Source organism: Pedobacter immunditicola, from assembly GCF_037482985.1.
In the GTDB taxonomy this organism is placed as follows: Bacteria; Bacteroidota; Bacteroidia; order Sphingobacteriales; family Sphingobacteriaceae; genus Pedobacter; species Pedobacter immunditicola.
Genome location: NZ_JBBHKC010000004.1, coordinates 22,517 through 35,538, shown reverse-complemented (window position 1 = coordinate 35,538; position 13,022 = coordinate 22,517). Strand labels below are relative to the sequence as shown.

General features: G+C 43.4%; 10 protein-coding genes. 6 read left to right on the top strand and 4 right to left on the bottom strand.

Annotation, left to right across the window (positions count from 1 at the left end; all coding sequences use genetic code 11):
* Positions 1-101 precede the first annotated feature (101 nt).
* The 4 genes from pdhA (at position 102) to ku (ending at position 5,126) form a co-directional block, all read left to right on the top strand.
* Positions 102-1,097, top strand: coding sequence for a pyruvate dehydrogenase (acetyl-transferring) E1 component subunit alpha (pdhA, locus tag WG905_RS07640; protein ID WP_339591122.1), 996 nt, complete (start codon positions 102-104; stop codon positions 1,095-1,097).
* A gap of 29 nt (positions 1,098-1,126) precedes the next feature.
* Positions 1,127-2,785, top strand: coding sequence for a pyruvate dehydrogenase complex dihydrolipoamide acetyltransferase (locus tag WG905_RS07635; protein WP_339591121.1), 1,659 nt, complete (start codon positions 1,127-1,129; stop codon positions 2,783-2,785).
* A 119-nt stretch (positions 2,786-2,904) separates the two neighbouring features.
* Positions 2,905-4,290: a histidine--tRNA ligase gene (hisS, locus tag WG905_RS07630; protein WP_339591120.1), complete on the top strand. Its 1,386-nt coding sequence runs from the start codon at positions 2,905-2,907 to the stop codon at positions 4,288-4,290.
* A gap of 68 nt (positions 4,291-4,358) precedes the next feature.
* Positions 4,359-5,126, top strand: coding sequence for a non-homologous end joining protein Ku (gene ku, locus WG905_RS07625; RefSeq protein WP_339591119.1), 768 nt, complete (start codon positions 4,359-4,361; stop codon positions 5,124-5,126).
* Here ku and WG905_RS07620 read toward each other — a convergent pair.
* Both WG905_RS07620 and hutU read right to left on the bottom strand, forming a co-directional pair.
* The gene (locus tag WG905_RS07620; protein WP_339591118.1) at positions 5,123-5,518 is read right to left on the bottom strand and encodes a response regulator transcription factor; all 396 of its coding nucleotides are present in this window, start codon (positions 5,516-5,518) and stop codon (positions 5,123-5,125) included. The two genes, ku and WG905_RS07620, sit on opposite strands and share 4 nt — an antisense overlap.
* A gap of 78 nt (positions 5,519-5,596) precedes the next feature.
* A complete protein-coding gene (gene hutU, locus WG905_RS07615; RefSeq protein WP_339591117.1) occupies positions 5,597-7,261 on the bottom strand; it encodes a urocanate hydratase in 1,665 nt (554 codons plus the stop codon).
* A 43-nt stretch (positions 7,262-7,304) separates the two neighbouring features.
* Between hutU and WG905_RS07610 the strand changes: the two genes are divergently transcribed.
* On the top strand, positions 7,305-7,664 hold the full coding sequence (locus WG905_RS07610; protein ID WP_339591116.1) for a hypothetical protein: 360 nt from the start codon (positions 7,305-7,307) through the stop codon (positions 7,662-7,664).
* 152 nt (positions 7,665-7,816) lie between these two features.
* The gene (locus WG905_RS07605) at positions 7,817-10,126 is read left to right on the top strand and encodes a TonB-dependent receptor (RefSeq protein ID WP_339591115.1); all 2,310 of its coding nucleotides are present in this window, start codon (positions 7,817-7,819) and stop codon (positions 10,124-10,126) included.
* Positions 10,127-10,249: 123 nt separating this feature from the next.
* On the opposite strand, the gene WG905_RS07600 is transcribed toward WG905_RS07605, so the two are convergent.
* Together WG905_RS07600 and hutH are read right to left on the bottom strand one after the other, a co-directional pair.
* On the bottom strand, positions 10,250-10,996 hold the full coding sequence (locus WG905_RS07600) for an SDR family NAD(P)-dependent oxidoreductase (protein WP_339591114.1): 747 nt from the start codon (positions 10,994-10,996) through the stop codon (positions 10,250-10,252).
* Positions 10,997-11,499: 503 nt separating this feature from the next.
* Complete coding sequence (gene hutH, locus WG905_RS07595; protein WP_339591113.1) at positions 11,500-12,993, bottom strand: histidine ammonia-lyase; 1,494 nt, start codon at positions 12,991-12,993, stop codon at positions 11,500-11,502.
* Positions 12,994-13,022 lie beyond the last annotated feature (29 nt).

Genomic DNA, 13,022 nt, shown 5'->3' with positions numbered 1-13,022 from the left:
TCCACATTTTGTGAACTACCCTTGTGTAATTTACATTCAAATCTTTCACTTTAATACAATAAAAAAGTAGATTTGCTCTCATAAAAAAATCAACACCCAAAATGAGTGCAAAAGAAATTAATAAAGATACCTATTTGAAGTGGTTTGAGTCGATGCTGCTAATGCGCAAATTCGAAGAAAAAACTGGTCAGCTTTACGGACAACAAAAAATTCGCGGTTTTTGTCACCTATACATTGGTCAGGAAGCGGTTGTTGCCGGAGCGATCTCAGCGTTAGAACCTGAAGACTCCATGATTACTGCTTACCGGGATCATGCACATGCTTTGGCAAAAGGCGTTAGTGCAAACAGCATTATGGCAGAGATGTACGGCAAAATTACCGGTTGCTCTAAAGGTAAAGGTGGTTCCATGCACTTGTTCAGCAAAGAATTTAATTTTTATGGCGGCCACGGCATTGTTGGCGGTCAAATTCCTTTGGGTGCTGGTATTGCATTTGCTGAAAAATATAAAGGCACAAAAAATTTAAATGTTTGTTACATGGGTGATGGAGCTGTTCGTCAGGGTGCTTTAAATGAAGCATTCAATATGGCGATGCTTTGGAAACTTCCTGTAATTTTTGTGTGTGAAAATAATGGTTATGCTATGGGAACCTCAGTAGAGCGTACCACTAACATGAATGATATTTATAAACTTGGTTTAGGTTTCGATATGCCATGTGCTCCTGTAGACGGCATGGATCCTGTTGCTGTTCACAACGCAATGGATGAAGCTGCACAAAGAGCTCGTAATGGTGAAGGACCAACTTTCCTTGAAATGCGTACTTATCGCTACCGTGGTCACTCGATGTCTGACCCTGCAAAATACCGTACTAAAGAAGAATTAGAATCGTATAAAGCGAAGGATCCGATTGAACTGGTAAGAGAAGAGATTCTAGAGAAGAAATATGCTGATCAAGCCTGGATTGAAGAGATTGAAGCTAAAGTGAAGCAGATTGTTGATGAATCTGTGAAGTTTGCAGAAGAGTCTCCTTGGCCGGATGCATCAGAATTGTACAAGGATGTGTACGTACAAGCGGATTATCCTTATGTACTTGATTAATTTTTAACATATTTCATATAAATTATAGAATGGCTGAAGTAGTTAGAATGCCCAAAATGAGTGATACCATGACCGAAGGGGTGATGGCAAAGTGGCATGTTAAAGTTGGCGATAAAATTAAAAGCGGTGATGTGATGGCTGAAGTGGAAACCGATAAGGCGACCATGGATTTAGAATCATATTGGGACGGTACTGTTTTATACATTGGTGTAGAAGAAGGTAAAGCGGTTCCGGTTGATGCTGTTATTGCCGTTGTAGGTAAAGATGGCGAAGATTATAAGGCTGTATTAGCAGCTGAAGATACAGGTGCTGCCGCTCCTGAAGAAGCAGCTGCAGAAGCACCAGCTAACAAAGAAACACCAGCTCCTGAAAAAGCAGCAGCAACTGCCCCGGCATTGTCTGAAGCTGATTTGGAGAAAATGGGTGTTACTGTGGTGCGTATGCCCTTGTTAAGCGATACCATGACTGAGGGCGTTATTGCCGAATGGCATAAAAAAGTTGGTGATAAAGTGAAAGATGATGATATCCTTGCTGATGTTGAAACCGATAAGGCTACAATGGAAGTAATGGGTTATGCAGAAGGTACTTTATTGCATATTGGTGTAGAAAAAGGCCAGGCGGCTAAAGTAAACGGCATTATTGCCATCGTAGGTCCGGAAGGCACTGACATCAGTGGAATTCTAAACCAGGGCGATGCTCCTGCTGCAGCAGCAACAGGTAAAACTGACGCTGCCCCGGTTCCTGAAGAAGCTCCTGAAGCTGCACCAGCTGAAGAAAAACAAGTTGTTAATGCTGATGGAGGTAGAGTTAAAGCTTCTCCTTTAGCTAAAAGAATAGCCAAAGAAAAAGGCATTGACCTTGCACAAGTTGCAGGTAGTGCTGACGGCGGAAGAATTATTAAAAAAGATATAGAGAACTATAAACCTGCAGCACCGGCCGCAGCAGCTGCCCCGGCACCTGCAGCAGCGGATAAAGCAGCGGTTAAAATTCCTCAGTATATCGGTGAAGAGAAATTTACAGAGAAGCCAGTTACACAAATGCGTAAGGTAATTGCCAAACGTTTAAGTGAAAGTTTGTTTACTGCTCCTCATTTCTACTTAACCATGAGCATTGATATGGATGGCGCAATTGCTGCCCGTTCAAAGATCAACGAATATGCCCCGGTTAAAATTTCTTACAATGACATGGTGTTAAAAGCAGTTGCGATAGCTTTAAAACAGCATCCAAATGTAAATTCATCGTGGTTAGGAGATAAAATCCGTTACAATGAGCATGTGAACATTGGTGTTGCCGTAGCAGTTGAAGATGGTCTGTTGGTTCCGGTTGTTCGCTTTGCGGACGGGAAATCACTGTCTCATATCTCTGCTGAAGTAAAAGATTTTGCGCAACGTGCAAAAGCAAAAAAACTACAGCCATCAGACTGGGAAGGATCAACCTTTACCATCTCCAATTTAGGGATGTTCGGTATTGATGAATTTACTGCCATCATTAATTCACCTGATGCTTGTATTTTAGCTATCGGCGGAATTTCACAGGTGCCTGTTGTTAAAAACAATGCTGTAGTTCCTGGAAATGTAATGAAAGTAACCTTAAGCTGTGACCACAGGGCTGTTGACGGTGCTACTGGTGCTGCATTCTTGCAAACCTTAAAAGCATTGCTGGAAGAGCCTGTAAGGTTATTGGTTTAATACCACGATCATAAACTAGGTAAAAAAGGGTTATCAAGATTCTTAAAAAAGATAGAATAAATAAAAAAGCTGCTCCGGCAGCTTTTTTTATGCCTGTTACTTTTAGTACTTTTGCCGTTATGTCAAACATTAAACCATCTTTAGTTAAAGGAACAAGAGACTTTTCTCCGCAGGAGATGATCAAACGCAATTATATATTTGATACCATTAAAAAAGTATTCAAAAAATATGGTTATGCGGAGATTCAAACACCCTCCATGGAAAATCTTTCCACTTTAACCGGTAAGTATGGGGATGAAGGTGATAAGCTGATCTTTAAGATATTAAACAGCGGAGATTTCCTCTCCAAAGTGGATCCGGAACTGCTGAACAACAGGAATTCCAATGCCATCACTTCTTCGGTAAGTGAAAAGGCTTTAAGGTATGACTTAACCGTTCCTTTTGCACGCTATGTAGTGATGCGCCAGAACGATATTGCATTGCCCTTCAAACGTTTCCAGGTGCAGCCGGTTTGGCGTGCTGACAGGCCGCAAAAAGGCCGTTATCGTGAGTTTTATCAATGCGATGCGGATGTGGTGGGTTCTGATAGCTTGTTGAATGAGGCAGAGTTTACCCTGATGTACCAGGAAGCCCTGAGTAACCTGGGTTTAAAAGACTTCACAGTTAAAATTAACAACCGTAAAATATTATCTGGGATTGCGGAGATCATCGGCAAACCCGAGTTGATCATCGACATGACCGTAGCGATAGATAAACTCGATAAAATTGGTTTTGATGGGGTAACTAAAGAATTGATAGAACGTGGTTTTACGGAAGCTGACATAGATACCTTAAAGCCAGTGATTTTGCTGGAAGGTTCTAATGGAAGCAAAATCGAGCGTTTAAAATCGGTACTCGGCAGTTCTGAAATTGGTTTAAAAGGTATTGCAGAAATAGAAACCGTATTTGACTATGTTCAGGCCCTTGCTGGCGCTCAGGCAGCGATGAAGCTGGAACTGGATATTACACTTGCCAGGGGCTTAAACTATTATACAGGTTGTATTTTCGAGGTAAAAACCAACGAAGTAGCGATGGGCAGTATTGGTGGCGGCGGCAGGTATGACGATTTAACAGGGATGTTTGGCCTAAAGGGCTTAACAGGCGTTGGTATTTCCTTTGGTGCAGACCGCATTTATGATGTGCTGGAAGAACTTGATCTTTTCCCTAATGATGCCATTGCGGGGACTAAAGTGCTCATCAGTAATTTTGACCTGGAGGCTGAAAAATATGCCTTGCCTTTGTTACAGCAATTGCGCCAGGCGGATATTGCAGCCGAGCTTTATCCTGCTGCGGCTAAGTTGAAGAAACAAATGAGCTACGCGGATGCCAAAAACATTCCTTACGTGGTGTTAATTGGCAGCGATGAAATGCAAAGTGGTTTAATGACCCTTAAAGATATGCAGACCGGCGACCAGGAGAAACTAAGCGTGGAAGCCATTATCAACCTTTTATCAGCTCATGGCTAAACCCAGGTAGCTGTACAAAAAAAACAATTCACGCCCGATGGTGTTATTTAACCATAATTTAGCATGTTATGAGATCAATTTGGAAGGGTTCTATCGGTTTTGGTTTGGTTAATATTCCCATCAAGCTATATTCAGCTGTTCAAAAAAGCAGTATTGACCTGGATATGCTGGATTCCAAAGACCATTCCAGGATCAAATTTCAGCGGATCAATGAAAACACCCGTAAAGAAGTGCCCTATGACAAAATAGTTAAGGGTTATTTAATGAACGACAACTATGTCATTCTGGATGACCAGGATTTCGCAGACGCCAGTCCGGAGAAGACAAAAATGATCGAGCTGGAGAACTTTGTGGATATCAGCGAGATCAACCCCATCTATTATGAAACCTCTTACTATGCCGAGCCGGAAACCCAGGGCAAGAAAGCTTATGCGCTGTTGTTAAAGGCTTTGATCCAATCAAAGAAAGCGGGTGTCGCTCGTTTTGTATTGCGCAGTACAGAGAACCTCTGCGTGATCCATCCTCTGGATAAAGTCATCACCGTAACAAAGATCCGCTTTCAGGAAGAAATCAGGTCCGCGGAAGATATCAATGTACCCTCATTGGACACCATCAACAAAAAAGAGCTGGATGTTGGGATGGCGCTGATTAAGCAATATACTTCACCTTTTAACATCGAAAGCTTTAAGGATGAATACACCAGTGAGTTGATGAAAATCATCAAAGCAAAAGCAAAGGGAAAAAGAGCTACTGTTAAGAAACTTAAACCCAGAACGACAACAGAAGACGATTTATATAGCCAGTTAATGCAGAGCCTGAAAAGCAAAGGCGCCTAGCAGTAAGTCTTACCGGCTAAAATACCTTCAATCCGGTCAAGCAGGTCATCAATATCAAATGGCTTGGCAAGGAAACCATTGGGTTTAACTTCGCCATGCTGAATATTGTCTTCCGTGTAGCGCGCAGAGATCATCAGCACCGGGATGTCCGTGGTTTTTACGTTGCTTCTAAGTTCCTGCAGTAACACCCGACCATCGGCATCGGGTAACATGATGTCTAATATAATCAGGTCTGGCTCAAGCTCATCTATATGCAGGAGCATATCTTCGCTTTTATTTAAGCCGGTTACTTTATACGACTCACTTTGGAGTACCAAGGTAATCACATCTAATATGGCATGATTATCTTCTATAACAAGGATGTTCTTATACGATTTTAAGCCTGTTGCCAATTGATTTCAGTTTTTGTGATGTTGCTAAGATACAAAGTTAAATGATGTTTATGAATATTCTGGATAAAGTAAACAAAATTATATTAAATCAAGACCCAGCCTGTGTTTCCTCAGGGTATCTTTAGCGATATCATAACCCGCATCTGCATGTCGGATAACGCCTAAAGCAGGGTCATTATGCAATACCCGCTTGATCCGGGCAGCGGCCTCAGGGGTGCCGTCTGCAACAATGACCATTCCTGCATGAATGGAATAGCCGATCCCTACGCCACCGCCATGGTGCAGCGATACCCAGCTTGCTCCACCTGCAGTGTTGATCAGGGCATTCAGCACGGGCCAGTCGGCAACGGCATCAGACCCATCCAGCATGGCCTCTGTTTCGCGGTTAGGAGAGGCCACAGAGCCGGTATCCAAATGATCACGACCAATTACAAGCGGGGCCTTTACAATACCATCCGCCACCAGCTGGTTAAACGCCAGTCCGGCTTTTTCCCTTTCCCCTTGGCCTAACCAGCAGATTCTTGCCGGTAAACCCTGGAAAGCAATACGCTCCTGCGCCATCGTGATCCACTGCCTTAAACTTTCATTTTCAGGAAACAGTTCTAATATAACCTTATCGGTTTCATAAATATCCTGCGGATCCCCACTCAGGGCGGCCCAGCGAAAGGGGCCTTTGCCTTCACAAAATAAAGGCCTGATATAAGCGGGCACAAATCCCGGGAAATCAAAAGCATTTTTGACCCCTGCCTCCAAGGCACGGCCTCTCAAATTATTGCCGTAATCAAAGGTGACAGCACCTTTTGCCTGCAGTTGCAACATGAGCTGCACATGTTTGGCCATGGTGACATAAGCACGTTTCACATAATCTTCGGGTGCAGCAGTTCGTAGCGCCAGCGCTTCTGCTACGGTTAAACCTTCAGGGAAATAACCATACAAGGGATCATGAGCAGAGGTCTGGTCGGTTAACGTATCGGGGATGATATTTCTGTCCAGCAAACGCTGCAATAGCTCCACTGCATTGCAAATTACCCCTATGGAAAGCGCTTTTCCCTCTCGTTTATAAAGCAGGGCTTTGTCAATGGCCACATCAATATCATGCTCAATTTCATCTATGTAGCGGGTTTCCAGGCGTTTTTGTACACGCCATTCCTCCACCTCTGCAGCCAGGCAAACACCCTTATTCATTGTAATTGCTAAAGGTTGGGCACCGCCCATGCCACCAAGGCCTGCCGTTACATTCAAGGTTCCTGCTAAATTGCCCTTGAAATGTTTTTTGGCCAAAGCAGCATAAGTTTCGTAAGTTCCCTGAACAATGCCCTGTGAGCCGATATAAATCCATGATCCCGCAGTCATTTGTCCGTACATCATCAGCCCCTTTTCCTCCAGCTCGTCAAAATGTTGTTGTGTGGCCCATTTGGGCACCAGTTGCGAATTGGAGATCAACACTCTTGGCGCATCGGGATGAGTAGGCAAGATACCCACCGCTTTACCCGACTGGATGAGCAGGGTTTCATCATTTTCGAGGCTTTTCAGTGCTTTGATGATCAATGTCAGGGCTTCCTTATTCCTGGCTGCTTTTCCGCGGCCGCCGTAAACAATTAGTTCTTCGGGCTTTTCGGCTACTTCAGGATCAAGGTTGTTGAGCAGCATCCTTAATGCAGCTTCCTGTACCCATCCTTTGCAGGATAACTGGGTTCCATGCGGCGTTTGTCTTTGGCTGAGGTCTAAGGCTTGATCCATCATTTTTGCGCTATCTTATCTAACAAATGTATGCAATTCCGAAGATTTGAGTACTTTTGTAGCATTGAAAAAAAGGCGTCAACATATCAATAAACTTTTATCAGCTTTAATGCTGCTGGTGTTTTCCATTGCATTAACGCCGTGGACTGCGCTGCATCATCATCCCGAGGCAGCACATCATCCGGTAAAAGAAAAATTATGTACGCATAAGCTGCACATCAGCAGCCCTACCGACACCTGTCTGGTTTGTAAAGCTCATTTCGAGAAAACATACGACCATGTCATGGTGACCTTCCAGGTTTTCCTAACCGTTCAATCCTGGGTAAAACAATCGCCGGTAATTGGCAGTTCCTATGTGGCGCTGCTCAGCACATCTCTTCGCGGTCCTCCTGTAGCAAATTCCTGATTAATACGGCCTGTTACAGAAGTCATTCGACTTCTTCTTCTTAAATAATAAATGAAACCTTGCTTTTGCAAAATTATTACCATCTATATCAATTGATCGTGATGGAATTTTGGTAAGCGTACGGTTGTTCATCACTGAAAAAGAAATACATAATGAAACGATTCCAATTAGCGATAGCTGTGCTATTTATGCTATTTACAGTGCGTAGCTCTGCTACTGTGCTGATACAATTTAAGGGTAAAGTTATCGATGCCGAGACCAAACAAGCACTCCCAGGTGCTGTTATCACTGTGCCAGACCTTCGTGTTTCGGCCATCACTAATGAAGATGGTGAGTTTGTACTCAAAAATGTTCCATCACAGGGTAAGTTTCTTATCCAGATCAGGTATATGGGTTACGAAACCTTTAGCCAGTCGGTAGACTTCTCGAAGATCGGTACTGCTGATTTTGCATTGGAACCCAGTGTGATTGAAGGCCGTGAAGTGGTGATTACCGGAATTGCCAACAGTTCAGACAACCGACAAAATAGCACCTCTATCGCTACTGTCAATAAATCAGCGTTACAAACCAATCCTTCTACCAATTTGATAGATGCCATTTCCAGGGTGCCTGGCGTATCGCAAATTACAACCGGGAATGCCATTTCAAAACCTGTAATCAGGGGCCTAAGCGGTAACCGTGTCATTACGCTGAACAATGGCGTTAAGCAACAAGGACAGCAATGGGGAGATGAGCATGGTATTGAGATTGACCAGTACAGTGCCGACAGGGTAGAAATATTAAGGGGGCCGGCCAGTTTACTTTATGGCTCGGATGCATTGGGTGGCGTGATCAATATCCTGGAAGCGATCCCTGCACCGGTTGGTACCATGGAAGGTGAATTTCTAAGCAATTATGCAACCAACAGTGGTTTGAGCGGTAGTTCCCTGATGTTGCAGGGTAATGAGAACGGCTTTGTTTACCATGCAAGAGGGTCTTACAAAAACGCCCATTCTTACCAAACGCCTGCGGGCTACGTGCCGAATTCAGGTTTCAATGAAACCAATTTTAATGCACAGCTTGGCTTTAATAAATCATGGGGCTATGCTCATTTAGATTTATCGCGCTTCCGTACGAATATTGGCTTTTATGAGCCAGCGGTGAATGATGCCGGACAATTTATAGACGAGGATGGTGATGTTTTTACCAGGAAGCAGTTTAAGGACCGGGACCTTGATTTCCCGCAACAAGATATCCGCCATGATAAGATTGCCTTAAACAGTAATGTTTTGTTCGATAAGGGAAGTTTAAAGACCATTTTAGGCTACCAGCGTAACCAGCGCAGGGAGTTGGAGGAGCCCGTGGCTGATCCGGCTTTATTCCTGGATATGCATACTTATAATTACGATTTTAAATATACTTTTCTAGCCAATAATGGCTGGACACCAGTTGTTGGTTTATCGGGTGAATTTATTCACAGCACCAATACTTCAGGTATCGAAACCCTGATCCCGGATTTTAATGCACAGTCCTACGGCGCTTTTGTTTATGTTAAAAAAACTTTAGACAAGCATACCTTCAATGCAGGGGCAAGATTCGATTACCGCAAGCTGGAGGGGAAAGCCCATTCTGCTGATGGTGAACTTGTATTCGATGATTTTTCCAATAAATTCTCCAATTTGAGTGGTGGTGTTGGTTACACTTATGAATTTAATGATGCTTTTAGTTTAAAAGCCAATGCAGGTTCTGCCTTCAGGGCACCGAATATCGCGGAACTTTCCTCCAATGGAGTCCATGAGGGTGCCTTCCGTTACGAAATTGGCAGTGCTGATTTAAAACCGGAGCGCAGCTACCAGTTTGATGCGGCTTTTGATTACCAGAGCAATACCGTCAGCGCCAGTGTAAGTGGATTTATGAACTATATCGATAATTACATTTTCTATAACACCACCGGCGAAACGATTGGCGAACACCCGGTATACCGTTCTGTACAGCGTGATGCATTTTTAAGAGGTGTAGAGGCTTCCTTTACCTTGCACCCGATAGAACTGCTGCATTTTGAAAATAGCTTCTCCTATACCCGGGCAACCAACAGGGCTACGAAGCAGCCTTTGCCCTTTATTCCTGCTGCGGCAATGAGAAATGAACTGCGGATTGAACCTCAAATTGCAGGCACTAAAAAGTCTTATATCTCCATTGGACTCGATAATTACTTCAGTCAAAGCAAAGTGGGCGCATTTGAAACACCAACTAAAGCATATTCATTATTAAGTGCTGCTGTTGGTACAACCGTTAACCTGAGTAAAAACCAGGAATTGACCTTGTATGTTTCTGGAAAGAACTTGCTGGATAAGGAATATTATGATCATTTAAGCCGCTATAAACCGGGAAGACTGGATGAAGCTGATCCCACTTTTGGAATTTTTAACCCTGGGCGTAATGTTACTTTTGGGGTCATCGTTCCGTTTAATATCAAGAAGTAAGAAGGTAAGAGGACAAAAAATCCCGGAATTGGTCCGGGATTTTTTGGTTTATGATGATTTTAAATTAACTAAAATATTAAAGATCATCTTTAAATCGCTATTAGTTTACCACATCGGGCTTTACTATTGCGCAAGGTAACCACCGTCTATTGGATAGTAAGTGCCCGTTGCAAATGATGCTTTATCAGAAGCTAACCACAATACGATCTCTGCTACTTCTTCAGCCTCACCTAGTCTTCCTATGGGATGTTTTTCTATTAGGGCACTTTTCTCGTCTTCACTTAAAAAATCGAGTATCGGCGTATTGATAAATCCTGGACCTATAGCATTAATTCTCACTTTTTTACTGGAGAACTCCAGTGCAGCTGATTTTGTCAGGCCAATAACGCCATGTTTTGAGGTATTGTAAGCAACCTGATTAAGCTGTGCGACAGCCCCCATGATTGATGCTGTATTAATGATGCTCCCGCCACCTGCAGCAATGATCGCTGGAATTTGATACTTTAATCCAAAAAATACACCTGAAAGATTAATCCCGATCACCTTATTCCATTCTTCAACAGAAAATTCGGTGGTATCCTTAGGAGGTGAGGCAACTCCTGCGTTATTAAATGCAATGTGCAACGCTCCGTATTGTGCTACAGTTTGTTGTACTAATTTTTCGTTTTCGTCTACTTTAGCGGTGTCAGCTTTTATGAAAATAGCCTCACCGCCTGCTTTTTTAATTTCAGAGACAGTATCATTTCCTTTTTCACTAATATCTGATACCACTACTTTAGCACCCTCTTTAGCAAGAAGCAGTGCTGTAGCTTTTCCTATCCCGGATGCCGCTCCGGTAATAATCGCAACTTTGTCGTTTAATAAATTCATAATATACGTCTTTAATTGTACTTATAGAACGCGGCTCAATCTTCAAATGTTTCATCCTGTTTGACCTTATGCCATAACGCTGACATTCTGGCCTCAACTGTTTTAACTTTAATTTTTAATGTTTTACCACATAGGTATCGGTGGGTCAGGTTGCTTGGTTGCAGTTCTGAAACCCTAACGAACCCTTAACATTAACCCATCCTTTATAAAGCCTTGGTAAAGCGTTGGTAGGGTCTTGCTAGGGCCAATAGCCCTACCCGGGCCCTAGCAAGGCCCTACCAACCCCCTGGTAACCCCCTAATAACCTACATCTGTGTTTTACTTGTCTAATACCTGAAATAGGTTTACAATAAATCTTGTTTTCAAGCGTGACAATGACCAAAGTCAGCTTTATTTCGACAACCAAAGTACACGCTGAACCAGCACCTTCAGCTCTTGTATCTTCAAGGTCAGGGATTTGGCAATCAATTAAGAAATTAATGATTAAGAATAAATGTCTGATATTATAGTTTAAAACTATATTCTTTCAAAAAATGTATAGACGCTTTAATATCTTTGGCCAGCAATCGATCATTTTCATGTGCCGGTACCACCAGCCTATACGCTGTAACCAGTTCTTCCAATACCGGTGAAGTCTTCAAAGGCCTTCTGAATTCCAGGGCTTGAGCTGCGGTGAGCAACTCTATAGCTAATATGCGCTCTACATTATCCATCACCCTTAAACATTTCGTGGCCGCATTGGCACCCATGCTCACATGGTCTTCCTGGCCATTGCTGGAAACAATAGAATCTACAGAAGCCGGGGTGGACAATTGTTTATTCTCGCTGGCAATCGAAGCTGCGGTATATTGAGGGATCATCAAGCCGGAGTTCAATCCTGCGTTCTTAACCAGAAAGCTGGGTAATCCCCGCTGACCGGAAATGAGCTGGAAAGTTCTTCGTTCAGAAATAGAGCCGAGTTCTGCTAAAGCGATGCACAGGAAATCCAAAGCCAAAGCCAGTGGCTGTCCGTGGAAATTACCTGCAGATATAATTTCATCCTCGTCTGGAAAGATGTTAGGGTTGTCGGTTACCGAATTTATTTCTACATCAAACACCTGTTTAACATAGTCAATGGCATCTCTGCTGGCACCGTGTACTTGTGGCATGCAGCGGAAAGAATATGGATCCTGCACTTGTTTGTTCGGCTGTTTGATGATTTCACTGTCGCACAGCAAATCGTACAAACGCTTCGCCGTGGCCAGCTGTCCTTTGTGGGGCCTGATATCGTGACTCAAAGATTTGAAAGGGTCAATCCTGCAGTTGAAAGCATCGGCCGATAAGGCACCGCAATGGTCTGTAAATTCGCTTAGCCTCAGCGCCCTGCCCAGCATATGGATGCCATAAGCCGCCATGAACTGTGTGCCATTAATTAAAGCCAAACCTTCCTTTGATTGCAGTTGGAGGGGTTTTAGCCCAGCTTTGTCCAGGTAACTTTTTGCAGAGATCTTTTCGCCCATAAACCAAACTTCGCCTTCACCAATTAAGGGTAGGGCCAGGTGGGCAAGGGGGGCAAGATCGCCGGAAGCACCTAATGAACCCTGGGTATAGATGACCGGTAAAACCTGATGGTTATAGAAGTGAATTAAACGTTCAACTGTGGCCAGGTGTATACCCGAATGACCATAACTTAAAGCCTGGATTTTTAGCAGCAGCATTAACTTCACCAGCTCGTGGGGAACTTCATCGCCGGTACCGCAGGCATGCGACAAGAGCAGGTTGTGTTGCAATAAGGATAAGTCCTGCTCTGCCACTTTAACATTCTGGAGGTAGCCAAAACCGGTATTGATACCATAAATAGGAGCTTTGTGATTAATTAACTTATCGTCGAGGTATTGCCGGCAGTGGTTAATTTTTTCAATACTTCCCGCAGTTAGTTTCAGCGGTAACTGCAGACACAAAATCTCAGTAATCCCGTCAACGGTTAACCGATCGTTTCCGATGAAGTATTTGCTCATTTTTTTATGGTTAGTCCTCAAAAGTATAA